At 35.3% G+C, this 26,995-nt stretch carries 22 protein-coding genes and 1 pseudogene; 6 read left to right on the top strand and 17 right to left on the bottom strand.

Annotation, left to right across the window (positions count from 1 at the left end; all coding sequences use genetic code 11):
• The first annotated feature begins 102 nt into the window (after positions 1-102).
• Both KQI76_RS02380 and KQI76_RS02375 read left to right on the top strand, forming a co-directional pair.
• Positions 103-1,083 (top strand): peptidylprolyl isomerase, encoded by a 981-nt coding sequence (locus KQI76_RS02380; protein WP_216398702.1) that lies wholly within the window; start codon positions 103-105, stop codon positions 1,081-1,083.
• Positions 1,084-1,418: 335 nt separating this feature from the next.
• Positions 1,419-2,642: an HD domain-containing protein gene (locus KQI76_RS02375; protein ID WP_253288767.1), complete on the top strand. Its 1,224-nt coding sequence runs from the start codon at positions 1,419-1,421 to the stop codon at positions 2,640-2,642.
• A gap of 69 nt (positions 2,643-2,711) precedes the next feature.
• Here the strand turns inward: KQI76_RS02375 and KQI76_RS02370 are convergent.
• The 11 genes and pseudogenes from KQI76_RS02370 to KQI76_RS02320 form a co-directional block, all read right to left on the bottom strand.
• Positions 2,712-2,990: pseudogene (locus tag KQI76_RS02370) on the bottom strand (transposase); the annotation flags it as partial.
• A gap of 519 nt (positions 2,991-3,509) precedes the next feature.
• Positions 3,510-4,061, bottom strand: a complete 552-nt coding sequence (locus KQI76_RS02365; RefSeq protein ID WP_216398701.1) for a GbsR/MarR family transcriptional regulator — start codon at positions 4,059-4,061, stop codon at positions 3,510-3,512.
• 162 nt (positions 4,062-4,223) lie between these two features.
• On the bottom strand, positions 4,224-7,154 hold the full coding sequence (locus KQI76_RS02360; protein WP_216398700.1) for an ATP-binding protein: 2,931 nt from the start codon (positions 7,152-7,154) through the stop codon (positions 4,224-4,226).
• Positions 7,141-8,379: a metallophosphoesterase family protein gene (locus KQI76_RS02355; protein WP_216398699.1), complete on the bottom strand. Its 1,239-nt coding sequence runs from the start codon at positions 8,377-8,379 to the stop codon at positions 7,141-7,143. The genes KQI76_RS02360 and KQI76_RS02355 overlap by 14 nt, the downstream gene beginning before the upstream one ends.
• A 178-nt stretch (positions 8,380-8,557) precedes the next feature.
• Positions 8,558-9,820 carry an ABC transporter permease gene (locus KQI76_RS02350; RefSeq protein ID WP_216398698.1) on the bottom strand — a complete coding sequence of 421 codons (1,263 nt, stop codon included), beginning with the start codon at positions 9,818-9,820 and terminating at the stop codon, positions 8,558-8,560.
• Complete coding sequence (locus tag KQI76_RS02345) at positions 9,813-10,712, bottom strand: ABC transporter ATP-binding protein (RefSeq protein ID WP_216398697.1); 900 nt, start codon at positions 10,710-10,712, stop codon at positions 9,813-9,815. Before KQI76_RS02345 ends, KQI76_RS02350 begins: the two co-directional genes overlap by 8 nt.
• A 272-nt stretch (positions 10,713-10,984) precedes the next feature.
• Complete coding sequence (locus KQI76_RS02340) at positions 10,985-11,242, bottom strand: HPr family phosphocarrier protein (protein ID WP_216398696.1); 258 nt, start codon at positions 11,240-11,242, stop codon at positions 10,985-10,987.
• 618 nt (positions 11,243-11,860) lie between these two features.
• On the bottom strand, positions 11,861-12,805 hold the full coding sequence (gene whiA / locus KQI76_RS02335) for a DNA-binding protein WhiA (RefSeq protein WP_216398695.1): 945 nt from the start codon (positions 12,803-12,805) through the stop codon (positions 11,861-11,863).
• Between the two features lie 15 nt (positions 12,806-12,820).
• Positions 12,821-13,792, bottom strand: a complete 972-nt coding sequence (locus tag KQI76_RS02330) for a gluconeogenesis factor YvcK family protein (RefSeq protein ID WP_216398694.1) — start codon at positions 13,790-13,792, stop codon at positions 12,821-12,823.
• A gap of 3 nt (positions 13,793-13,795) precedes the next feature.
• Positions 13,796-14,677, bottom strand: coding sequence for an RNase adapter RapZ (gene rapZ / locus KQI76_RS02325; protein WP_216398693.1), 882 nt, complete (start codon positions 14,675-14,677; stop codon positions 13,796-13,798).
• An 18-nt stretch (positions 14,678-14,695) separates the two neighbouring features.
• The gene (locus KQI76_RS02320) at positions 14,696-15,154 is read right to left on the bottom strand and encodes an 8-oxo-dGTP diphosphatase (RefSeq protein ID WP_216398692.1); all 459 of its coding nucleotides are present in this window, start codon (positions 15,152-15,154) and stop codon (positions 14,696-14,698) included.
• Between the two features lie 384 nt (positions 15,155-15,538).
• On the opposite strand from KQI76_RS02320, the gene KQI76_RS02315 reads away from it, so the two are divergent.
• The 4 genes from KQI76_RS02315 (at position 15,539) to KQI76_RS02300 (ending at position 20,407) form a co-directional block, all read left to right on the top strand.
• The gene (locus tag KQI76_RS02315) at positions 15,539-15,772 is read left to right on the top strand and encodes a heavy-metal-associated domain-containing protein (protein WP_216398691.1); all 234 of its coding nucleotides are present in this window, start codon (positions 15,539-15,541) and stop codon (positions 15,770-15,772) included.
• 39 nt (positions 15,773-15,811) lie between these two features.
• Positions 15,812-16,105, top strand: a complete 294-nt coding sequence (locus KQI76_RS02310) for a hypothetical protein (protein ID WP_216398690.1) — start codon at positions 15,812-15,814, stop codon at positions 16,103-16,105.
• 244 nt (positions 16,106-16,349) lie between these two features.
• Positions 16,350-18,203: a heavy metal translocating P-type ATPase gene (locus tag KQI76_RS02305; RefSeq protein WP_216398689.1), complete on the top strand. Its 1,854-nt coding sequence runs from the start codon at positions 16,350-16,352 to the stop codon at positions 18,201-18,203.
• A 1,619-nt stretch (positions 18,204-19,822) separates the two neighbouring features.
• On the top strand, positions 19,823-20,407 hold the full coding sequence (locus tag KQI76_RS02300) for an ATP-binding cassette domain-containing protein (RefSeq protein ID WP_216398688.1): 585 nt from the start codon (positions 19,823-19,825) through the stop codon (positions 20,405-20,407).
• A gap of 672 nt (positions 20,408-21,079) precedes the next feature.
• Here the strand turns inward: KQI76_RS02300 and KQI76_RS02295 are convergent.
• The 6 genes from KQI76_RS02295 to ppaX form a co-directional block, all read right to left on the bottom strand.
• On the bottom strand, positions 21,080-21,286 hold the full coding sequence (locus KQI76_RS02295; RefSeq protein ID WP_216398687.1) for a hypothetical protein: 207 nt from the start codon (positions 21,284-21,286) through the stop codon (positions 21,080-21,082).
• 621 nt (positions 21,287-21,907) lie between these two features.
• Entirely contained in the window at positions 21,908-22,858 is a 951-nt protein-coding gene (gene trxB, locus KQI76_RS02290; protein WP_216398686.1) for a thioredoxin-disulfide reductase, read from the bottom strand.
• Between the two features lie 104 nt (positions 22,859-22,962).
• On the bottom strand, positions 22,963-23,973 hold the full coding sequence (locus KQI76_RS02285) for a tetratricopeptide repeat protein (protein WP_216398685.1): 1,011 nt from the start codon (positions 23,971-23,973) through the stop codon (positions 22,963-22,965).
• A 176-nt stretch (positions 23,974-24,149) separates the two neighbouring features.
• Entirely contained in the window at positions 24,150-25,751 is a 1,602-nt protein-coding gene (locus tag KQI76_RS02280) for an FAD-dependent oxidoreductase (protein WP_216398684.1), read from the bottom strand.
• Between the two features lie 30 nt (positions 25,752-25,781).
• On the bottom strand, positions 25,782-26,291 hold the full coding sequence (locus KQI76_RS02275; protein ID WP_216398683.1) for an acyltransferase: 510 nt from the start codon (positions 26,289-26,291) through the stop codon (positions 25,782-25,784).
• The gene (gene ppaX / locus KQI76_RS02270; protein ID WP_216398682.1) at positions 26,292-26,933 is read right to left on the bottom strand and encodes a pyrophosphatase PpaX; all 642 of its coding nucleotides are present in this window, start codon (positions 26,931-26,933) and stop codon (positions 26,292-26,294) included.
• Positions 26,934-26,995 lie beyond the last annotated feature (62 nt).

Here is a 26,995-nt window from a genome sequence, read left to right as displayed (position 1 = left end):
TTATTTTTTATGATTTATTTAAGTCTAATCTATGGTATATTAGCAATTAAGAATAAAAATTTTAGACAGATTTGTCTTAATTAAAGTGGGAGTGTTACAAAAATGAAGAAGTTAGCAATTTTAGCAACAATTACAGCAGGGGTCATCAGTCTATCTGCCTGTTCCTCTGATAATTCCGAAGCTGTGGTGGAAATGGATCAAGGAGACATTACAAAAGAGGAATTTTATGAAAAGTTAAAAGAAACAAGTGGAGAAACTGTTCTCCAAAACATGGTTTATTCTCTTATCTTAGAGGATAAGTATGAAATTGACGAAGACTATGTGGACGAACAAATAGATTCAATGAAAGATCAATACGGCGAATCATTTGAGATGGCGTTACAACAAAGTGGCTTTCAATCTGAAGAAGATTATCGAGAAGCATTAAGACTACACTTGCTCGAACAAGAAGCAATCACTGAAGATATCGAAGTAACAGATGAAGAAATTGAAACCCGTTACGAACGTATGTCTACAGAAATTGAAGCAAGTCATATTCTAGTGGAAGATGAGGAAACAGCTAATGATCTTTATGATCAACTATTAGATGGCGCAGACTTTGCCGAACTAGCTGAGGAGCATTCAACTGATACAGGTTCAGCTAGTGAAGGTGGACAACTTGGATACTTCAGTGCTGGAGATATGGTTGCTGAATTCGAAGATAAGGCATATAGCTTAGGTGTTGACGAAATTGGTGAGCCAGTTCAATCTACCCACGGTTGGCATATCATTAAAGTAACTGATATCAGAGAAACTGATGAAGAAATCGAACCATTGGAAGACATGAAAGATACTTTAAGAACAGAAATTGCTTTATCTCAAGTTGATCAAGAAGTCGCTATGAACAAAATGCAAAGTTTATTTGAAGAAGCCAATATTCAAGTAAATATTGAAGAATTTGAAGATTTATTCAACTTTGATGATCCTGCAGCAACTGACGATGGTGAAACTGAGACCGAAGATGCCGATACAGAAGCTGATGATGCAGAAGATGAAAATGCTGATAATGAAGATGAGGAAACCGAAGACGCTGAAAATGAATAATGAATCTAATTAAAGAGGCTCGGACATAACTTGTCCTACTCAGTAATAAATGGTTCTATTTACGAAAGAAACGTAAATAGGACCATTTTCTTTTTGCCTCTTTAGATTCTTCGAGTGATCAGTCCCTATTTTTCTTAAATGAACAGTCAATGATGTAAATCCTAGTTCATGATGGGCTTTGAATTTACCTTTCAAAGATAAACGATAGTCTTTTTGTTAAAACTAGGTTAAAATGGATAGGACATTAAATATAAAAAGAAGTGGTTATGAAATTTTTTTCATAACCGTAGTTTCTCTTAGTAAAGAAAATATATAATGGCCAAGGGGTGGAATAAATGAATATAGATTTAACTTATTTTTTTGATCATATCCCGATTCATATTGAGATGAATGAGGAAGAAGTTGAGCAGATCCTAGACAATTTCCCCGCTCCTAACTTACCTAGTGGAAATAACACATTTAAAATCGATGATCAAACAGCAGGTAGCCTGATCAAACAACGCTTATTATTAAATGATCATGAGGTAAAATTAACACGAACAAACAAGCCCTATTTACGGCTTTCCTTTAGCAATAATGCAGGAATGATCTCAGCGAAAATGTGGGATAACCAAGGCATGATTAATAAGGTTCTACCCCTACTTGAACAATATTCAGTTTTTGATGTTGAAGCGATCGTCGATGATTATAATAATCAAAAATCACTAACAGTTAATCGACTAAAGCAGGTGGAAGAAGCGATCAATCCTTTTTCATTCCTTCCATTTACGGATGAACACTATCCTAGCCTGATTGTTGAGCTCTTTGTTTATCTTAGTGAATTGGATGAACCCTATCAATCGCTAGCGTTAGAAACATTACAATTATTATGGGCAGACTTTTGTATTGTTCCAGCCGCTAAAAGCCACCACCATAATTATCTAGGCGGACTATTAAAACATACAATTGGATTAATGCGGATTGCCCGCTATATTATGAATGAAGAAAAGGGACATATCGAAGCTGTTATTACACTGATCCAACTTGTGGAGAAGAGCTATAAAAAGGATCTCTATCTTGCTTACAAAAATGATGTAGTTGCCAACCAATATTCAACTTGGACGCAAACCATCGACCACCTTTATACGATGACCAAGGGTGCAATGGCCTTTAAGGAGCAGAAACCTGATTATAATGTGTTAATGATCTCCATTCTCCTTCATGATATCGGGAAGATATTGGAGTATGATCATGCCGGTAATTCAAATCAGGCCTTTGATATCCTTTATCCAACTGCCAACAAAGATACTTTAAACAAGCGGAAACAGGCAGGAATAAGTATGGATCCCCTTGGCGTCATGATCGGACATATTCCATACGGATTACTCCTTTTCACTAAATTAATTGAACAATTCGAATTAATCTTTGACATTGAAACCATTCATGAAATTAGCCACTGTATTCTATGTCATCATGGCTTACCTGAATGGGGAGCTGCCGTCAGACAACCCCAAACATTAGAAGGCTATTTAATTCATATTGTTGATTATCTAGATAGTCGTTATGAAAATGCTAATTAATCGATTTCAACTAAATAGTAAATTGATGCTGGGATATAACTAGTCTCACCGAGTAAAAAATGGTTCTATTTACGGTTTTTTCGTAAATAGAACCATTTTCATTTTGTAGTGGTTTGAGTTCTTTGGAGTCTTAGAGTTATTAGCCGTGAATTTCCTTAAGTTCACAGCCAATAACGCAAATCCTAGTTCATTATGTACTTTGGATTTATCTCTTAAAGATAAACGAGTGAAATGCAAATTAGCCTTCAAAAACTCAAAGAACGGCTCAACATCAATTTTAACTTGAACGTAAGTTTCGCCAGTCTTTTCTTCTAAAAGCTTTCTTCTCATCTCTTCTTTTTGTGTTTCTTCTTATGATCCATTATTAGGAGCGCCCAGCCAGTGATTGGAACGGCGGGTGGCGACTCCTTTGGGAACAGTAAACGGTCTTCGATGGGACGAGTAACCGCAAATATCTTCGGTGGGACGAGTAACCGCAGTCCCAGACCCAGTCCCAGTCCCACGAGTCCGAAAATCCTTATTGCGACACGGTAGTGGAGCAATAAGGAATGTTAGACTAAAACCGCCACGTCCTGTGGCAAGGTCTAACTGACCCACATCCTGTGCGCCCGAGGCTACACCCGCGGAAAGCGTCCACCCAGAGTGTAAATCAGGGAGTGACACCTCAAAAACATTTAAGAGGTGATGATTCTATTTAAATGATGATCATAAGAAAAAGGAATCAAGTAGCAACTGAATTCCTTTTTCATTTTAGCTGAGTTTTGTCCCAGCCTCTATTTATATCACGAATCGTTAACTTTTCTAAAGTTTATAAAATAGTAAATGCAGTTCCTTCTGTTTATTTTTTCGATAAATTAGTGGACAGGACTATTCTTCCTCTTTGGGTACATATTCGAAGATTTCCCCTGATTCGATGACTTCAATAAATTTCATCAACCAACGATAATAATTTTGGGCATATTGCAGCCGCTCGATATCCAATGCAATGTTGGTTTTCAGTAACTGATCAGTTGACTGCTCAGCTAATTCTTCAAGTACTAAAATTGCTTGAGCCGCTTCTTCAATATTTTGCTCTGTGTGATGGCGCCAACGATTGCCAAACAAAGACGTAAACGATTGATACCAATCTTCCTCCGATTGATACAAATCCTTTCTAACCCCCTTGCGAAATGCTGGTTCAACCATATTCATTTCTGCTAAAGCACGAACTCCTGTTGACATGCTTGTCTTACTCATTTTTAATGCATCTCTCAGATCATCTAAAGACATGGGCTCCTCACTAAAATATAGCTTGCCATACAAACGCCCAATTGAAGGGGTAATACCATATAACCCCATGTTTTTTGCAATCATCTGAATAAATTGATCAATTGTTTCTTCATACAATAACCATTCTTCCGATCTATTCTTGCTTTCCATCAACGATCCCTCTCTCATGAAGTGAATTCTTGTGTTTATCAAGAGAATTGGTTATACCTTTTCTAAACCAGACAAATCCTTGTCTACTTTAGCACCATTTGTATCAAATTATTTCACACTACCTTATTCTGTTATGCAACTTTTCATCATATCCTACCAAGATTAGCTTAAATAGATAATGGATTGATCTTCCCTATCACGATCCTGAACAAAATCACTATTCTCCTTGGTAAAATAAATGATTTGATGAATATCTTTTAAGTCTTTAAGTATAGCATAAATTTGCTTCTGACGGTTAGAGTCAAAATGAACAAAGCCATCATCAATAAGAAAAGGAAGTTGAATATGTTTAGCCAACCAACTACTAATCCCCAATCGAATCGCAACAAATAATTGATCTAATGTTCCTTGTGATAACTCATTTGCTTGATAGGCATCTCCATCATTCGTTAATAAATATAATTGTTGTAATGTTTGATCAAATTCCACCAGAACATAGCGACCATCCGTTATTTCATTGAGGTAATGAGTTGCTTTTTCTAAGACAAAAGGTAAATATGATCTTTGAAATCTTTCTTTTGTTTGTTGAATTTGTTCTAAAGCAAGTTGATAAGTCAGCCATCTTTTTGCTTCTTCATTGAACTTTTCTTTAATAAAATAATAATCATGCTTAAGATTCAGGACTTTTTTAGATTGCTCTTGTTGTTTTAAAATCGCTTGTTGCTCTGCTTCCTTTTGATATAGGCTATTTAGTTCCTGATTAAGTTCAGTCATTTTAACCTGACTTGTTTTGATTTTAATCTCAAGTTGACTAAGTGAATCATATTGCCCTGCTAAAATATTGCCCACAAGATGGTCAGGTAGATGCAGTTTAATTTGACGAATCAACTCTGCCTTCTGTTCTTTTAAAATGCTCCATCGTTCATATTGCTGGGCTAATTTAGTCCATTGTTCTTCGGTCTCAACCCCGACTTTCTCAAGAAGCCCTTCCATCTCTTCTTGAAGGGGGGCCATTTTTGCTCTTATTTCATTATGGATTCCTTCTTGTTGACTTATTCTTTGTTGAATTCTTTGTTCTTGAACAAAGAAATTCTGCTGTTGAATAGATAACTCTTGTAATTGATTAAGGACTTGCTGAAATGAAAGTTGACTTTCTTGAATCAAGTCAGCAAAATTAGCCCTTATCTTTTCTTCGAATGAATTTAACCATACTAATTCTCGGTCCCGATCGATATCCAACTGTTGTCGCTGTTCGATTAAATCAATCACTTCGATTAACTGTTTCGCTAAGTCCGGCCAAAACTCAACCGGAATATGGGCCAAAAAGGAGAAATTATCTTGTTGTTCATAAATAGATTGTTCCATTCTCTCATTTTCCATAGTTAAAATAGCCAATTGTTCTGTTAACTTCATTTTTTCAATATTAATTTGTTTTAATTCTTGTTGAATGAGAAGAACTGCGTCTCGGTTTTCATCATGTTGAGCAATTCTTCTAATTAAATCATCCCTTCTTTTTATGGACTGCTCCGATTCTTGTTCAGCTTGCTTCTCTAATGCCTCAATCATTTCACCTTTAAATTTAATTGGCTTGAACAGAATAAAGCATCCAACGATAAATATGATTACAAAAGGAAGAATCAGAAACTCTTCTTGCCTATTAAAGATCATCAGCGCTAAACTAAGGAACATCACACTGATTGAAATAAAGTTTAGATAGCGATTTTTCTTTTGGAACTGATTAAAGGGATTAGACTTTTTCCCTGGACTATCAACAAACGTCCTGTCCATTTGTTCAAGTTCTTTTTCTAAAATATTTTTTTCGACTGTTGACAAAGTTTTTTCTTTAAGGGCATTAAGCTTAGTTGTTAATTGTTGTTCGTTTTTCTCTAACTTAAGAAGGCTTTGATCTAAATTAGGGACTTGTTCAGTCAGTCTTGTATATTGATCAGCTAACTGTTGCCAAATTTCTTTTGTTGTAAAATTAATTGGTAAATCTAACAAGTCAGCTTCGGTTATGTTTAATTTAGATTGACCTAGCCCTTCCTTAATCATTCTTGTCTTCTCAGCTATTTGTCGCTCCAACTGTTGGTATTCATTAAAATGGCTCTGGTAATTAGCTATTTCATCCAGACGATTGACCAGCTGGTTACGAATATCAGTCGGTAAAAGCTGTGCCTGTATTTGTTCTAGTTCCTCTTTAAGTTCAATTAACTTTTGGGCAGCAACTCTCTGATCTGTTTGAAGTGGTTGTAATTGTTCTTTTAAAGACTGATAGCGCTTTTCCCCTTGTTCTGGAAAATAAACGGTGTCTGGCAATTGTTTTAATTGCTCCACAACTAAGTGATAGTCTTCGATTGACTGATAGATACGCTCCTGTTCTTTAAATAAAACAAACTGCTCATTTTCCTTGGCCAACTCTTCTTGCTTTGCTGCGATTTGATTTTGATAAACCATTCTTTGTTTTTGGCTTTTTTCATAAATGGCAATGGAATCTTCAAGTTGCTTTAATTGACGTTCTTTATCAATTAATTGTTTTAAAATTTGGTTTAGTTCTGGTTTGGTTCCCCTTGGTCTAAAAATTGTCTGAATAACAGTCTGTAATTGTTTTTCTGCTTGATAAATTCGATCAGAACCGGTCATTCCTACACTTAACAAGACCTGTCCCAATTGATCTTTTGATAATCCTCCTTCTACCTGTAATGAAAAAACGTCAAAGTTAAAAATTTTATTATAAAGGGACCGATCAACACCATGAAGTTGATTTGTTAGCCAATCTGATGGAAGTCTTTGACCGGCTTGATCATAACAAATCGCTTCACAATTATTGCGATCATGAAATCTCTCTATCATATAGTCATTCCCATCAGCTGCGACTATGCTTAATTTACCCCCAAGTTGTCCCCCATGCTTAGGTAAGAAATGTTGTCTTTGTTGGGGGGATAGACCGAATAACATAAATAAAATAAAACTCCGAATCGTTGATTTACCCGTTTCATTATCACCAACAATTGTAATAAAGGAAGAATGGTTAAAATCAATTTTCTGATCGATCCATTTCCCAAAACCATAAATATGTAAACTATTTATTCTCATCATTATTCATCCCTAGTAAATGATATAGTGCTAGATCTTTTGCGTCATTAACCAATTTTATTTTCTCTTCCTCACTCAGTTCAACCAAGAATCGCTTGGCTTGACGGTGTTGCCATAGATCCTTTGACAATTGTCCCCAATTAATATCTTCAAAGTCAGTTAACAGTTGATTCATAAAAGGATCATTTTCTTTCAACCGGGCTTCATTTACTTGTCTTTCTCGCTCTATTTCAACAGCCTGAATCCATTGCCAGTTTTCTTGGTCTTGTTGCTGTTCATTTAGAAGCATAATGATCTCATCGATTTCCCCTTGATAATAATGAGAAACAAGGGTCTGATTGACGCCTGTTAGAGTTAGAAATATGATTGATTTTTGTTTTTTCAACGATGATAATCGCTGGTATAGGAGATCGTATAGCTGGTCGACTTGTTGGCAATCACTGACATTAACAGACAAACGGTCAAATTGAATCGCATGCAGGGCTTTAAAGGTTAGCTTTGTCTCCATTTGATTAAGCTCCACTAAATAACATCCCTTCTCACCAGATTCTTTGATTGAGCGACTTTGTGTATTACCCGGATAAACAATCGCAGGATTGCGACTTAAAATGGCACGCTTATGGATATGACCGAGTGCCCAGTAGTCGATATTTTTAGTTTGCAAATCACTCAATTGGAAAGGAGCATAGTAATCATGTTCTGTTGATTGCTGAATACTCCCATGCAACATTCCTATTTGGTAAGCTAGGCCCTCAACTGGCTGAAACTCTGTTGTTTTATTGTCCAATACAGCCCGTTCTGAATAGCTAAAACCGTGAATGCCTACAAGGGGATGACCATTCTTGCTAAAAACCTTGACTTCTACTTGATCAGATTCAAATATATGTACATTTTCAGGATATGTAAATGTATGTTGGCGCGCTTCTAAATAATCGTGATTTCCATAGCTCAGATAGATTGGGATATTCACTTTATTTAACTTTTGGCAGGCAATGATAAATTGCATTTCAGCATAGACACTCTTAACGGATTGATCAAAAAGGTCGCCAACAATTAAGACGAAGTCAACCTGTTCCTTAATCGCAAGATTCACAAGATTGTCTAAAGCTGCAAATGTACTGTTTTTTAACTCCTGATATAGAGAATCAGGCAAAGTGCTCATCCCTTTAAAAGGACTATCTAAATGTAAATCAGCACAATGGATAAATTTTATTTTTTCTGTCATTATTCTATTCCCCTCACCACTATATTGTCACAAATTAAGTGACTGGATAAGCCTTACCGAGTGAAAGTTTACTTTATGCTATCATTTTACCAAACTTCTAGAACGAATGCACGTTCGATGAAATGAAGATTAAATAACCCAATTTACTGTAATCCTGTAAATTGGGTCGTCAATTCTATCAATCTTTCTTCGATAATTGTAAAGCCTGTTTAAAATCTTTTAGCGATGTACTTCTACCATACATCAGTACCCCACCTCGATAAACTCTCGCTCCAATGATGGCTAAAGCAAAAGTCGTTAACAATAATAAGCCGATACTAAGGGCAACTTCCCATAAAGGTACTTCTAGTAAACCAACACGCAGAAACATAACTAATGGAGAAAAAAACGGAACATAAGAAGCGATTGTAATCAAACTTGATTCTGGCATATTAATTCCAAACATTGAGATCATAAAAGCAACAACAATTAACAAGGTCATTGGTAACATAATCTGCCCAACATCCTCCATACGAGTAACAAGTGAACCAAGCATGGCCGCAAGGGTTGCATAAAGTAAATAACCTAACAGGAAGAAGATGATCGCATATAGATATGTCGACATAGCTACATCTGAAAAGCCAAAATACTGGAACATATCCCCTTCCATCACATCCGATCTACTTTCAATAACATAGTAGCCAGCACCGATAAATAAACAGATTTGCGTTAAGCCTAGCAAAGCAACCCCTGTGATTTTAGCAAACATTTGGCTAATTGGTGATGAACTTGAAATTAATATTTCCATCACACGGGAGGATTTCTCATTGGCTATATCCATTGCAATCATATTCCCATACTGAATGACTGAAAAATAGAGAACAAACAACATGACGTAAACTAAACCACGGGCGGCACCAATTTCCTCTTCCGTGCGAGCCGTCCTACCATCAGAAAGTTCAACTGCAAGCGTTTCAAATTCAATAGGTTGATAGATTTCTTCAAGAACAGCTTGGTCAATGCCTTGATCAGCCGTTGCCAAAGCAACCTTAATTTGTTGTAAGTCATTCGTCAATTGTTGTTGAATCGATTGATCAATTAATTGATCTGTATAATAAATTGTTGAAAAATACCCTTCCTCTTCTGTTTGAATATGGAGTAAACCCGTTAACTCTCCAGACAAGATTTCCTCTTCCGCCTCAGCAAGTGTGTCCTGATAAGCAACTAATTCAAAACTGGTATCCGCAAGTTCATTTTGCTGAACCAATTCTTGAAAAAGTTGATTTGTATCATCAATAACAGCTACTTGATCTATCCGATCCCCACTAAATAAATCAATGATCCGATCGATATTGCCTAAACCAACGATGAAAACCAGAAATATTGCTGTCGTTACAAGAAATGACTTAGATTTAATGCGAGTTAAATAAGTGTGAGCGAGTACAATCCAAAACTTATTCATATGATTTCCCCACTTTCTCGATGAAAATATCATTCAGGGAGGGTTCTTCTAAAGCAAACAGCCGGACCATACCTTTTTGGTGTACAGCTTCTAATATAGATTGTGAGACTTCTTCACTTTCTATTTGTAGAATGCAACCTTCAGAAGTTATTTTTTGGTTCACTACACCAGGTAAATCTTTTAAAAAGGTCAATTCAAAATCTGCATGGATAAATAGATTCTTCTTTCCAAAGGAACGTTTGACTTCTGTTAAACTACCATGTATAACTGGCTTTCCATCCTGGATAATACACAAATATTCACATAACTCCTCAACCGTAGCCATTTGGTGGGATGAAAAAACAATCGTTGTTCCGTTTTGTTTTAATTCAACAACAGCATCTTTCATTTGTTCAACATTAACAGGATCAAGACCACTAAAGGGCTCATCTAAAATTAATAATTTAGGCTGATGAATAACCGCAGAAATAAATTGGATTTTCTGTTGGTTTCCTTTTGAAAGTTCTTCAACCTTTTTATCCATATAATGCGATATTTTAAAACGTTCCAACCACTTATCCAATTCGCCTAAGATAGCACCTTTTTTCATCCCTTTCAGTCGGCCCAAGTAAATGATTTGATCTTTAACTGTTAACTTGGGATATAGTCCCCGTTCTTCTGGTAAATAACCAATTTGATCCGTTCTTTGATAATTAATAGCTTCCCCATCCCAAGTGATCTTCCCTTCCGTTTGATCAATGAGACCTAAAATCATCCGAAAAGTCGTGGTTTTGCCTGCCCCATTCGATCCAAGGAAACCAAAAATTTGGTTTCTTGGAATTTCCAGTGATAAATGATCAACAGCGGTAAAATCCCCAAATCGCTTCGTCACCTGTTCAATTTTTAAGGTCATCCGCTTACTCCTCTCCTATTCATTATTTTTTGCCTCTATTGTTTGAAAATTCTAAGTAGTTCAATATTTCAGATATCCTTTCTATAGTTTCAGTTTATCTTACTTTGATCATTTAAACAAAACTTTTTTGGGAAAAGGCAACCTTCCTTGCTAACAAAAAACAAGCCATCAGTTAAAAATGATGACTTGTTTAATCGCTGCAACTATCATTACCGCTGGTTTCCCTGCTGTTATTAAAATTGGGAGCTTACAGTCAGTTCATCCACGGAAAACTATTTTTCTTCCGTTAAAAATGCTGTCAAAGCGTTGATTGCTTCTTGCTCATCCGGACCATCAATAAATAAAGTGATTGTTTCGCCACGCGCAATGGCCAGACTTAGAACACCCATGATACTTTTTGCATTAATCCGGCGACCTTTTTTCTCCAAGAAAACCTCTGCTATAAATTGACTAGCTTCGCGAACAAACTGTGCAGCGATATCTGCTTGTATACCTGGTTCAACTCCTACAACCAATGACTTTTCCACCATTCCATTGTGCTCCTCTCAATTAGATCATATTAACTAAATAGTGATGAAACTCATTAAACAGTAGATAAATTCCTTCACACTGTTTATTAAATATAGTAAATCCCCATTCAATGAGGAAATCTCCTCCTAAAATGAATAAAGATGAACTAGTTGAGCTTTACTGAACCTTATCCCAAATCAAAAACAAGAATATTGGTCAGTTATTCTTGATATTGAGAATTTTTGATCCAGAGATTGTAATCCTGTGATCATACACATATTTGACCAGATCATTGACCAACGATAGAATTATATGTTTATAAATACCCGATTATAACCCTAAAAAAACACATCTAATGATTTATTTATCAGTCGCATAAAAATGATGTTTACTTAACGCTTCTAACCAATTGATGGTCCCTTATGATTAGTTTTTTCATGTAAGGCCCCCTTTTAAAAAAAGACAAAGCCTCAATACTTGAGAAATTGCCCTTTTTAAGGGGATATTTAGATTTGCAACCACTCAACTTCCATACCAGGAAATTGAGCGAAAAATAGTAGTCGTCATATTCAAGAGATTACTACAGGGTTTAGCAAGTCTTCAATCTAGCCATGTTCAATGAACTGTCTATTATATTTCTAGTCAAGTCCATGGTCCTGTCTAAGTTGATCGGCGATCTTATCAATTTTCTTCAGACGATGATTAATTCCTGATTTACTAATCGTTCCTCCAGTAACTAACTCACCTAATTCCTTCAATGAAGCATCTTGATGTTCAATTCTCAGCTTAGCAATTTCCTGTAGCTTATCGGGTAAGGTCTCTAACCCAACAACTTTGTCAATTAACTTAATATTTTCTACCTGTCTAAATGCTGCACCAATTGTTTTGTTTAAATTTGCTGTTTCACAATTAACAATTCGATTAACGGAGTTTCTCATATCACGCATAATACGAACGTCTTCAAATTTAAAGAGGGCTTGGTGTGCACCTGTATAATTCAGGAACTCAGTTATTTTTTCCGCCTCTTTAATATAGGTAATATAACCATTTCTCCGCTCTAAAATTCGAGCTCGAAGACCAAATGTATTCATTAATTCACATAGTGAATCATTATGTTCTTGATAAGAATTAAAAATTTCTAAGTGGTATGATGAAGTCTCAGGATTGTTAACTGAACCACCGGCTAAGAAGGCACCACGTAAATAGGCACGCTTGCAGCAATCTTTTTCTAAATACTTCTTAGAAATCGTTCGAATAAAGATAAAGGGTTCGCCTAAAATATCTAAACTTTGTAAAATATCCTTCGCTCCCTCTTCAATTCGTGCAATATAAACATTATTCTTCTTTAATTGCATCTTTTTTCGAACAAGAAGCTTAATCGGATATGGATAAAGTGATTTGATCAATGTATATATTCGCCTGGCAATGGCTGCATTCTCAGTTTGTATATCTAAAACATACGAAGACCCAGCGATTGATATCACACCGTTCATTCGAATAAGGGCAGCTAATTCAGCTTCTTTACAACAATCACTATTTTCAATTTGAGTTAATTCCTTTTTTATTTCTGATGCAAACGACATGGTTATCTCACCTCCCTATTCTTTAGGATCGATACCAATTAAAGAACATAGAACTTCCGCTACTTTTTTTGTATCATGACGCAAAAACTGTTGTTGTTCATCAATGATGTCTCGTTCAATAATCTCTAACCCTAATTGTTCTAACCTTTCACGATCGTATTCTACTGGTTCTGCATTTTCTTTTGCATACTTTTGCTTAACTGCCTTTGTAATTTCTTTATTATGAACAATAATTTTGTCAAGGCAACCTTCTCCGACATGATCGATAATCGCTTGGGCATGGTCGGTAGCTGTATAACCCGCAGTTTCACCAGCCTGGGTCATGACATTACAAACATAGACAACCTTCCCTTTCGCTTCCCGAAGTGCATTAGCGATTTCTGGCACAACAAGATTTGGTAAAGTACTCGTATATAAACTCCCAGGTGAAATCACAACCAAATCTGATTCTCTCACTGCGGTAATGGCCTCAGGGAGTGGAACAACTGATTTCGGCTCAACAAATACACGCTTGATTTGTTTATTGGCTAAAGGGATTTTAGACTCTCCAACAATAATTTCACCATCAAGCATTTCAGCATGTAAAAATAGATTTTGGTTGGCAATCGGATAAATTTTACCTTTCACTTTAAATACACGGGCAATTTCTTTTATGCCTGTATAGAAATCACCAGTTACAGCAGTCATTGCCGCTAAAAATAAATTTCCCATTGAATGACCGACTAAGCCGTCTCCATTGGTAAATCGATGTTGGAATAATTCCTCCATCATCGGTTCAACTTCTGCCAGAGCTGCAATTACATTTCTGATATCACCGGGAGCAGGCATAGACATATCGGCTCTTAAACGTCCTGAACTACCCCCATCATCAGCAACTGTAACAATAGCTGCTAAGTCAATTGGGTAATGCTTTAATCCACGTAAAAGGACGGGCATTCCCGTCCCACCACCTATAACGGTTACTTTTTTTTGATTATTGGATTCCATCATTTAATGTCCCTTTCTTTTATCTATATCCCGATGAGAAACATGGGTGATATATTGATTTGAAAAATACTTGGCTAAATGTTCAGTGATGGCAACCGACCGATGCTGACCACCAGTACAACCAATCGCCACAACAAGCTGGGACTTACCCTCTTTTTTATACTGAGGTAACATAAAGCTTAATAAATCTAATAACTTTTCAATAAATTTTTGTGTTTCTGTCCATTTAAAAACATATTCACTAACATCCTTTGTTAAGCCTGTCTTTGGTTGTAAATGATCAACATAATGTGGATTAGGTAAAAACCGAACATCAAAGACAAGATCCGCATCAATTGGCATTCCATATTTAAAGCCAAAAGATAGCATATGAAGTGAAAATATCCTCTGCTCTTCTTCACCATACTTGCTAATAATCTTTTCCCGTAATTCCTTTGGTTTTAAGTTGGTTGTATCAATAAAGAATTGTGCTCTTCCCCGTAAATCAGCTAATATCTGACGTTCTTGGTGAATCCCTTCCAAAGGTAAGCCTTCTGGCGCTAGCGGGTGATTACGTCTTGTTTCTTTATATCTTGATACAAGCATCTTATCTTGAGCATCTAAAAATAAAATGTGCTCCTCCAACCAATCCGATTCAGCTAAATGGTCAAGAGCATCAAATAAGGAATCAAAAAACTCTCGGCCGCGCAAATCCATCACAAGTGCTACTTTATTAATCGTATTATTTGCATCCTTCATCAATTCTAAAAACTTGGGTAATAAAGCTGGTGGTAGGTTATCGACACAATAGTAACCGAGGTCTTCAAAACTTTGAACGGCTACAGTTTTTCCTGCACCAGACATACCTGTTATGATCACTAGTTTTGTTTCTTGACTTTCTGTCATTTTATCCATCCTCCCTGATTAATTGTCGTTCAAACGATAACTAATCAATTGGTCCTGCTCATCTAAATCAAAGCTACCATAAAGATGTTTATCATGCTGTAATATATACTGATGTATCAACCGATCACTCGGTGCTGTGGGGATTTGATCTAATTTTACAAGTGGAATCCATTCCAGTTCACCTTCAGGAGTTTCCGTAACCAAATCTCCTGAAAATTGTTCTGTTTTAAAAGTGAACATCATCCATTCATCTTTTGGTGATTGAGCTGAGGCCTTTGTCATTGTAGCAACACTATATAGTTGAGGTGTATCAATCATTAATCCTGTTTCTTCTTTTACTTCCCTTAATACGGATTCATATATAGATTCACCAGGTTCCATTTTCCCACCTGGCATCGCATACCATCCATAACGTGGTTTTTTTAACAGCAGAACTTCATCACCATTTATAATTAAACAATTCGTTACACGTTGCATTTTGACTCACTCATTTCTACTATATTCATTCTACATTATACTATAACTGCTTAACACTGACTAGCAATCACGTTTATCGAAATCATCATCGATCGTGTCACTAGGGAAAGCATACTTGTTTCATTAATATATTTTTTTACGTCATAACGACGAAAAAAGTGAATGGATTAGATGAACCTTTCGGGCTTTTACTGACTGTTGGCCCACATTTATCATGCAATTGGATGACCCAGTAAGATTGAAGCTGGGCCTTATAGTCAATTAATCTCGAAAAAATTCTGAAACTTGATCTTCGTCAATTTTTAATCCAGCTAATCAGGATATACTTTAACTATCAAGTGAAACACAATCAACAAAAATAATAATACAAAGGAGAATATCATTATGTCAAAAGCAATGCTCCAACTAGAAACATTATCATGTCCATCATGTCTACAAAAAATCGAACACGCCGTTAAAGGACAAAACGGTGTTGATGCAGATAGTGTTAAGGTTTTATTCAATTCAAGTAAGGTTAAATTGAATTTCGACTCTGAAATCACATCGATTGAAACAATTGAAAAAGCAATTGAAAAACTAGGTTACTCAGTTATCCATTCAAAAGTGAAAAAGGCCTAGTAAAAGTCAGATATTAAATTTAGAAAGGATGAACAACAAATGGCTAAAAGCTTTTCAGAATTTAGATTAGAACAGTTCGATACATTAAATCTTTATACAAAGGCAATCATTCGTGCTCACGGTGAACATCACCCAGAATTCCAAGAACTTCGAAGTACCTTCCAAAATATTAGTGAAAAATACAAACAAGATAAAGAGGCAGATTTAAGACCGGAATTTGAAAAAATACGTGAACTGACAAACAATTACCAGGCACCAGATGATACTTGTGGAACAGTTGTTGCTACATTTGACTTATTAAAAGAAGCAGAGCAACTCTATAAGAATGCCTAATTAAACTATCATATTTATCTTCTAGGGCTTAGATAAGTTAGATCATTTTTAAATGATTATTTATCATGACAAAACACTAAGCTCTAGTTTTTTTATCTCAAATTTTAGTCTTCAATTACATTTCAAATTTTAATTTCAGATCTTGATAGGGATCAATTTTTCTAAACTATTAACACGATATAGTTAATCTATAAAGAAAAATGAATATCAATTTAAAATGTGATTAGAAAGAGGAGGAGAATTCATGCAAAAAATGATCCTGCAACAAAAAAAACGATTGACATGGATAAGTGGATTACTCATTATTTTTGGTTTTTTTGGTCGATTTGCTCTAGATAATATGACCCTTTTTAATGGAACCTTAATTATTGCTTCAATTCTAGGTGTAGCACCAATTGCCATTCAAGCCTATCAAGCTTTAAAAGTGAAAGTTGTTAGTATTGATGTATTAGTAACCATTGCTGTTGTTGGTGCTTTTTTAATTCAAAACTTTGAAGAATCAGCAATTGTAACATTTTTATTTTTATTTGGTAGTTACCTAGAGCAACGTACATTAAACCAAACACGATCAGCGATTAAAGAATTAACAGAAATTGCCCCTGAAAGTGCCTTAAAGCAAATGGATGATGGGCAATTTATAGAAGTAGAAGTTGATGATGTGGATGAGGGTGATATTTTGCTCGTTAAAACAGGTGCCAAAGTACCAGTAGATGGAACTGTTTTAACAGGTGAGGGATACATTAATGAAGCGAGTATCACAGGTGAATCAGAAACGGTTCGAAAAAGTAAAGATGCCCATGTATTTGCTGGGACCATTTTAGAAAATGGGACAATTCAAATTAAGACAGATCGAGTTGGTGAAGATACGACATTCGGTAGAATCATTGAATTAGTCGAAGAAGCACAAGATTCAAAATCTGAAGCAGAACGCTTTATCGATCGCTTCGCAAAATACTATACACCCGCTGTATTAGTTTTAGCCATATTTGTTTGGCTGTTCTCACAAAATATTGAATTAGCCATCACAGTCTTAGTCTTAGGTTGTCCGGGTGCCTTAGTCATTGGAGTCCCTGTCTCAAACGTGGCTGGAATCGGTAATGGGGCACGTCATGGTGTTCTTTTAAAAGGGAGCGAAGTCATTCATGATTTTAGTCGGGTCGATACGATTATTTTTGACAAGACAGGAACATTAACAGTGGGCAACCCAAAAGTTGCTGAAAAAAAATATTATGGGTCAAATATAGAAGAAGCACGGGGCTACCTAGCGAGTATCGAGCATGAATCTGATCACCCCTTAGCCAAAGCCGTTCTGGATGATATTGGTGAAGTAGAACTTTCTACAGTGGTGGACACAGAAGTGATAAAAGGTGGAGGGATTGTTGCAACAGTCAATGACCACCGAGTTGCGGTTGGAAATCTTGCTTTAATGGAAATTGAAAATGTTAGATTAGATGAACAAATTCGGACAGATATTAAAAAATATGAGGCAAATGGAAATTCCCTCGTTCTTACATCAGTTGATGGAGAATTAAAAATTCTGCTGGGTATACGGGATCAAATCCGTCAAAAAGTAAAGGATGATCTACAAAAACTAAAACGCTTAGGTGTAAAAAACTTAGTCGTTCTCTCAGGTGATAATCAGGGAACAGTTGATTTAGTCAGTTCAGAACTTGGTTTAACTGAAGCGCATGGGCATATGTTACCCGAAGATAAGGCAGCTTATCTGAAAAATTTACAAGCTAAGGGTGAAATTGTAGCCTTCGTCGGTGATGGGGTGAATGACAGTCCTTCCTTAGCCTTGGCAGATATCGGTATTGCAATGGGGAACGGAACAGATGTCGCGATTGAAACATCTGATCTTGTGTTGATGAATTCAGACTTTAGTCGTTTACCACATGCTTTAGGCTTAACGAAGGCAACTGCTCATAATATGATACAAAATATAATCATTGCCATTGGGGTTGTCCTCGTCCTATTAGCAAGTGTATTCTTTAGTGATTGGATGAATATGTCCATTGGAATGCTCGTTCATGAAGCAAGTATCCTTGCCGTCATCCTCAATGCCATGCGCTTACTCGGCTATAAGGCGAAACGGTAAATATTCAAAATCACTTTCACTGCCTGAAATAATCTATTTAAAATGCATATGGGAATGATCGATTGTTATTCCCAACCTAGAGCGGTTGATCCGTTTTATTATAGTTGAGGAACTCTCCCCTTGCTTAGTGTAAGATAAACGAATCAAGCTGCTATATAACCCCCAATCCTTAAAGGTATTGGGGGTTATATTTGTTACATCGGATTAAGGCTAGTTATATGGATAAACTTATTTCAAACCTCATCAAATTGGATTTTTTGTGGTTCTTTGCGGTACTTGGTTCACAAGAATTCTCATAAACAATGATTTTATACGATATACTAAAGGTAAAAACCTATTCGTAATTTTTAAGAGATTTAGCAATTTATTCAGAATTAAAGAAGGATTTTGAAATTTTATAGAGAAGTATGTTTATTAAGGGAAGAAGAATTAGAAGCAATGGATTATCTAAAAGCTATTGATATTTTACTTTTAGATATTTTGATATTATAGAGAAAAATGAAATGATGTTATTTTGGTATAAATACCCAGGAGTCTATATAAAGAAAGAGGAAAAATTTAATCATTTGATAATAAAGATATATTATTCTAGCGAAAAAGTTGAACTGTTTCGAGCTAAAAATCTAACAAGTTCCTCGGTTTATTTTGTCATTTTACTCTCCGAGAATAAGCTCATTACATCAAGAACTGGGATAGATAAGAACGATGAAGAAGCTCTAAGGAAACCAAGCACTCCAAGAAGCTAGACTATTAGAATGACTAAATAAAGACAATCCACTTTCTCCATTAAACAACATTTCACAAGATGAAAACTGATCCCACATTTGAATCCAAAACTATATCCTTCTTCAATATATGATTTTATTGAAGATAATATGGGATTATCATTGGACTAAAACATCGTGGTAATTCCATTCCCATAAAAGAAAGGAGCTTATTATGAGAGTAGTTAAAGCTTATTATATATTGAATCTTAAGATGTTAAGAAATGAAATTTTCACTTTAATATGGTCACTATTGTTGCCAGTTATATTTTTGACTCTAAACATCAATAATATCCATTCTTTGTATGACCTTCGTTTCTTTTGGGCATTTATCATTATTTCATGTTTTTTTTACGGAGTTGGAATCCATGCTGCAAAATTGAGAAATGAGGGATTACTTAAAACTTACTTTTCAATAACAGAATCTAGATACGAATTCTTTTTTGCTAACATATTAACACAAATGACGTTTATTTTTTTTAGTTTCTTACTTTTTAATATAACTGCCAGTATAATTTTTCAATTCAATATGTTTCAGTTGACATACTATTCAACTTTTTTAATAATTCTTTCTATACCTATAGCATTTTTGTCATTCACTTTAACGCTGATCACAAAAATAAACGCAAATGACGTAAGTACTATTGTCTCAATATTAATGTTAGTATCATTTATTACTCTCTTCTCGACTGATTTTAATCATTTCAACCTCATTAGAATAGTTGGGGACCTTTTAATTGATCATACACTTAATGGATACATTCTATATTCAATTGTTTCCATTTCCTCGATTATACTCGGCTTATTTAGTCTGAAAAAATACTCTGTGATATCACTAGAAAGCAGGTGATAATTATGATAAAGATTAATAGTGTGACTTACAAAGATATTTTGCATAATGTGAATATGACGTTAAATAAGGGATTCAATTACATATATGGACCGAATGGTGCAGGGAAATCAACGCTGCTTGATTGTATTAGTAACCTTAATCAGAAATATACTGGAGAAATAAGTGGGAACGATAGCCTTGTTTATTTAAATCAGAACCTCTACTTTTCTTATAAGTTAAAATTTAAAGACTTTGTGCACTTTGTTTTTTCATTGGAAGGAATTAAAAACTATAAAACCTTATTTTTTGAATACGCTGAAAAATATGGTTTAACAGAAGAGTTTACAAGTAATTGGAATAAGAGAATTGGATCTTTATCTGGTGGCGAACGAAAAAGGCTTTACTTTTCAACAATTTGTTGTCTAGACAGAGATTGGTATTTGTTTGATGAACCTTTTTCAGGTGTTGATACTAGCGGTAAGGAGTACATGTGTGATCAATTTAATAATCTTATTTCTATGGATAAAGGTATAATTATTACCACCCATGAAACAGAACCACTAAATAAGATATCTTTTGTGAAAAAACATATACTTAATGACTCATAAATCCTGTAGAATACCTACTATTTTTTAGATAACTAATTCGTTACTTTGAACTCTCTTTTTTGAATTCTGAAGGCGGCCTAATGTTAACAACCGATTATTATATTAAATATATCTTGAATGTAATTAACATACACATTGGACTATTGTATTTGGCTGTATTATCTATAATGCTGTTTATACATGGGGATAAATAGAAATAGTTACTTTATGAAACACTATTTTTTATAAATCATAATCACAACATTTCGATACACTTTCAACTATGTACAAGGAATAGCAAGCATTGTCTTTCTATAATTATGACTAGAAGTGCAATGTTTGTTTTTTACTTTTCATTACATTCTATACTTTTAAAATACCTTTACATCTGTTGAATTTCTATTCTAGAAAAACCATTCTAAACCTATTTATCTAAATAGAGTATCCACCTTGATTATTTCTTTCAGCTACCCTTCCCTATTTTACATTTAAATTAATGTTTTATTTAAATGAATTAGATATTTACACAAAGGATAAACATGAAGATAAGTTTTTGTTTAAGAGCCAAAAAGGCAATCATCACATTACAACATCGCAAGTTTATAGAATGTTAAGAAATGCTGGTAACTTTTTAGAACGTGATGATATAGGAAGGCACACTATGAGAAAAACGTTCGGTTAATAGGGAGTAGATTAAAGCAAGTTATTAACACTTTGTAACTCTCTTATCTCAGCCTGTGACGTCATCAGACCTTCAGAAACAATCGAAAATTTTCTATTTGTCAAATCTACTGTTTTATCCACCTTTTCTATCCCTTGTTTTAATTCGATTCTTGCTGCATCAATTTTTTCACTTAATTTGGCTTCGACAGCATCGATTTTAGTATGTGTTGCATCCAACCTAGTAGTGACCTCATCAATTCTTGCGTTCAGCCTAGTTTCAACTGTATCGATTTTTTCTCTAAGGGAGTCTGTCCACTTGCTAAATCCAAAACGGCTTGTAATATCTGTTTGTTTGTCACTACTTCGCCCATTTTTTCCGGACTCCTTTAGCATTTAATATAATAAGTCGATCATTTATCGCAAATAAATCGTATCTAAATAGCATCAATGTGTCCATAGAGTAAATTAAGGAGAACCCATCCATATCAATGTTTGTTATTAAAAAACATTTAAAAGGAAAGGGATATTTTTTAATTTTTAAAAGTTAATCAACACAAATGATGAATCTTTTCCGCTAGTTTTTTTAAAATCAGAAGTGTAGAAACAAATAAAAAACCACCTATTTCTTCTAAATAACCATCAATTCAAATAAGTCACTTTGCCAACTCCGCTTTCCTTTATTAACATTGAACAAAAAAAACACAGACAAAATTTTGTCTGTGCATCAATAAAATATATTTAAAAAAGGGGGTTAATTAATTATCTTTAGTATAACTTATCTCTGTTTCAGTCGTGTTACAGGCTGGTTAAGATCAGGTAAAGCTTCTTATCTTTTTAATTTCAATCTCTAGATAGGGATTAGTTTACTTTTTCGAGTTGTTCTTCTAGCTGTTCAATATAGGCTTGAGCACTTTCTGCAGCGATACTGCCGTCACCTGTGGCTGTCACGATTTGGCGTAATGTTTTTTCACGAATATCTCCTGCAGCAAAAATTCCTGGAATGCTCGTTTCCATATTTTCATTCGTTGGAATATAGCCTTCTTCGTTTGTAATCCCTAATGCTTTAAAAGGTTCACTCAGTGGCTCGAGTCCAATATAGATAAAGACGCCAGCTGCTTCCTTTTCGAATATTTCACCCGTTTTGACATTTTCTAAAGAGACTGAACCAACTTTCCCGTCACGCTCATTGATTGATTTTGGAATGGTATTCCAAATAAAATCAACCTTTTCATTTTTGAATGCTCGGTTTTGTAAAATTTTTTGTGCTCTTAGTTCATCTCTTCGGTGAATGATTGTTACCTTACTAGCAAAGCGTGTTAAATAAACGCCCTCTTCAACCGCAGAATCTCCTCCGCCGACAACAATGAGTTCCCGATCCTTAAAAAAAGCACCGTCACATACTGCACAGTAAGAAACACCACGTCCAGCCAGTTCTTCTTCTCCTGGGACTCCGATTGTTTTATGTTTAGCGCCAGTGCTGATAATGATTGTTTTTGCTTGATATTTTTTATCACCAGCAATGACCGTTTTATAGGGTTGATCATTAATAATTTCTGTGATATCACCATAGGCATAATCTGCGCCAAACTTTTTAGCGTGTTCAAACATTTTATTTGATAGATCAGGTCCTAAGACACTTTCATAACCTGGGTAATTTTCAACAGCTTCTGTATTTGCCATTTGGCCACCTGGTATGCCACGTTCGATCATTAATGTCGTTAGGTTGGCTCGTGAGGCATAGACAGCAGCCGTCATACCAGCAGGACCAGCTCCAATAATAATCACGTCATAAATTTCTTGTTCTGACATTTTCACTTTCATCCCTTCTATTCAAAATCCTTAAAGAAGATTCATTTATATACCCATTATCGTATTTTAAAACAAAGCCGTCTACTTATCTGCTCACAGATTTGTCAATCTAGCCAGGGTACTGATTCAGAGGCTAAATCAGGATGCAGTTTACAACCTTCAGCCCAAATCTTCTCTGCTTGATATTCTGATTTCAATGCATGTATTGTCTTAGCGTAGTAACGGAAATAATCTAGATTAGCTTTAAGTTTGGCTTTAGGCAATAAATTAAAACGCTGATAAGCTTGATCGAAATAGTTAACATGAGCAAATGTAGCAGCAGCACGCAAGGATTGATCAAAATGAATTGGATAGATATTTTCTAATTGTTTTAAAATGATTTCCATCTGATCGATTTTTCCTTCTTCATAATAAAAGACAATTAAATTTGTCATTGATTGTGTGGAATCAAGCTGTTGCCGAAAAATTGCTTCCTCCAATTCGATTGCTTTCTTTCGTTCACCCGTAAAGAAAAGAGCATAGTGATACTGATGCTGTGCGATGATATGACTGGGAAAACGGCCGATCATTTCGGTCAGAATCGCACGGGCAGATTCCCATTCTTTCCTCTGTAAGTGATAAAAGGCTGTTTCCTGATAAATCATCAGCTCATCTTCTTGTAGAATATCAATCTCATCATCGTAATCAGCTAGGCTGAGTTCTAATAATGTCAGCAGTTGCTCAGCTTCCGATTTGAAATCCCCATCTGGTTGTTTATCCAAATAAATCGAGGCATATTTCTGTGCATCTTTTAATAAACCAAGATGGGCACAATTATTGGCGATTAAATAGTAACAATCCGGATAATCTTCACTATGGTTTTCTAGAAGTGTTGTTAAGATTTGATTGGCTAAATGATAAGCGCCCATTTCTGTGTGGACGATCGACATTTGAGCTGGATAAAGTGCTTCATTTGGATCAGCCTCTGCCGCCTTTTTCATCCACTTTAAAGCAAGGTCAAATTTCCTTTTATAAAAAGCATCAACCCCTTTAGAGAAATAAAAATCAGCTTCCGGGATAAAGGGGATGACAGCTTTAGTATGTTTATTTATTTGGTCGTTATTCGTTTTCGTCATCTGTTGCCTCTTTTATAGTTTTCTTATATTTTGTCAAAAGAGAGTGGAGTATTATCCTTCGATGAATTGCTCTTAAAATACTCCCTTTGCGTATAGGGATTAACAAATCCAATGTAAACCTTGGTTTGCGACACGACTTCCATCTTAAAACTTTTACAAACAATCTACTTTAGAATTTAACGATTTAGGTCATGCAACCAAATTCTTAGTTCTCTCTCAAAGTAAGAACGTTCTTCTTCTGTCCAAGCGAGTTGGTCCGCTAATAAATTTAAGATCCCACTTGACTGATTGATTAAATCAGTTCGATCATAGGTTAATCTAGAGCGACGTATAAAGAAATCTAAAGGTGTATAGATTGCTGCATTCTCTATGCAATATAACAATTCAACACACAATAATCTGTCAATTTGATAACGTTTAATATATGGGTCACTTTGATTAACATATGATAAGACATCGGCAGCTTGGTCACCATAGGAAACAATGATCTCAGCCAATTTCTGATCGCTTATCAACATTGTTTCCGATGATTGATATAAATCTTCCATCAACTTTTTAGGCGCTTTATTAATTGAAATAATCTTTGTATCTGATTCAGAATAAAGTATATTTAACTCTTTTTTCAATCCCTTAGCCACGACATCAACAATTTCACTTGCGTATAAACGGTAAGATGTAATTGAAGTCCCTAAAACTGTGATTAAACCAGACTTTGAAAATAAAACAAGATCAGTAAGATCATCCTTATATTGATACTTTCTCTCATAAGCGACTTTCACATCTGAAATTTGTTCTACTGTCAAATCCTGGCCTGGAATGATCCGATTATAGGCTCTTAAAAATTGCTCTAATTTTTCTACCTTGAGTGTCTGCTCAAAATCAATCGGTTGTTTTACTTCTTCTGTAGCAGTAATTAAAAACTGACTTCCTAATGGAATAACAGTTAAAAATGCCTCACTATCATTGTCATTAAATGATAAAACATGTTTAGTTAATGGTGGATGATTTATCAGAATTTGTGATTGCTTGTTTACATTTTGTAATGGAGTCACCTTTTGGAATGACTGCTTTACGCCTTTGATTTGATCAATCGGCTGGCCTGTCGCATTGATCATTTGACGGGCGTAAATGAAAGACAAGTCACCTGTTATCTGATCTTCTACTTCTACACCTGTGATGGAATCATTCTCATCAAAAATGAAGTGCGTTACTTTTGAATAATTCATCATCTTAGCTCCCAATTGATCTGCTTTCTTAATTAACTCAACTGTCATAGTTGAACGATCAATTAGACCATTTTTATATAGTAAACCACCTTCTAATTTAGCAGGTGTTAGCTGCGTCTCAAGTTGCAATACTTCCTTTCTTCTTAATAGTTGTGATGGATTATTGCCATGTCTTCTTTTAAAGGGGAACAAGAACCCTTTTTTCACTATGTTAAAATCTTTAATATCGAGATCGCCTTTATATTTAACATGGAGTCCATCGATTGGTCGATACAATGTTGAGAAGTTTTCTGCAATTACAGCTTTCTCAATCTCTAATTGTTTCCACGTTTTATAATCGTCATTTTCTTGCTCGGAAGTTAACATACATAGACGAGCAGAAGTACCAGAACCGAAATCATTCATCTCTAAGAGGGCCGTGCTAATCCCTCTAGTTGCTGCATCAAGTGCGATGCTTGCACCAGTTAATCCACCACCAATAATAAGTAGGTCAAATGTTTGACTTTGTAATAATTGTCTTGTCTCTATACGATTTCGATTAGATAGTCCCATCTTTTATGCCCCCCTTATGTCATGGTAAAGTTAATCTTTTTTACTTTTCGCCATTTCTTCTGCTGTTTGTACAACTCTCATTGGGTTACCTGCAACAAAGCTCCCTGCTTCTACATCCTTTGTCACGATCGTTCCAGCTGCAACAACTGCACCATCACCAATCGTCACTCCCGGTAATAGCGTACAGTTTGCACCAATCATCACTTGATCACCGATTTTCGTATAACCTAAACGGTACTCGTGGATTAAATATTCATGAGTTAGAATTGTCGTATTGTAACCAATAATCGTGTCTTTGCCAACTGATATTCGCTCTGGGAACATAAGGTCAACCATAACCATAAGAGCAAAAGCAGTCTTATCTCCAACTTTCATACCAAGTAAATTTCGGTACAGCCAATTTTTCACTGATAACCAAGGTGTATAGCGAGCGAGTTGGATGACCAGAAAGTTTTTGATCACTTTGAAAAAAGGGACCGTTTGGTAGATTTGCCAAAGCGAATTTGAACCTTCTACTGGAAAACGCTCAGTTTTTCTCATTTAATCCACCTCTAATATGGTTAATAAATCAGCTAGTTCTTCTAACATATAATCCGGTCTTAGTGCAGCTAAAGTTTCTCTTCCTTTAATAGCCCAAGCAACACCTGCAGTTTTGGTACCTGCGTTTTGACCAGCTTCAATATCATGGTAATTATCACCAACCATTAAGGCATCAACAGGGGTCTTATTTAACTCCTCTAGCGCTTTAAAGATTGGCTCTGGATGTGGCTTAGCATGTTCAACTTCATTCAAACCAATAACAACATCAAAATACTGTTCTAAACCTGCAATCTTTAATCCTAATCGAGCTGTATCAGTCATTTTTGTCGTCACAATCGCTAATTTGTAGCCTCTTTCATGTAATGTTTTGATTGTTTCAACAACTGTTGGATAGGGTTTAACATAAGCTTCGTGAATAGCTAGATTGTGGTCGATATATGTAGCCATCATAGCTTCTGCTTGTTCAGCATCTATCTTTGTCATCGAATCAATTAATGGCGGCCCAATAAACGGGAGAACTTCTTCCTCTGAATAGATCTGTCCAGTATGTTTTTTTATTGTGTATATAAATGACTCAATAATTAATGGATTCGTATCAATTAATGTTCCGTCTAAATCAAATAATAAAGTTTTTATTTTCAAATTATTCTACCCCTCGTCTTAACTAATATCTCTATTTATTTAAGCTACTTTCTATTCATAAG

Origin of the sequence: Amphibacillus sp. MSJ-3 (genome assembly GCF_018919165.1) — a bacterium.
In the GTDB taxonomy this organism is placed as follows: Bacteria; Bacillota; Bacilli; order Bacillales; family Amphibacillaceae; genus Amphibacillus.
The sequence above is the reverse complement of the archived record's forward strand: the minus strand, read 5'-3'. Positions and strand labels throughout refer to the sequence as shown.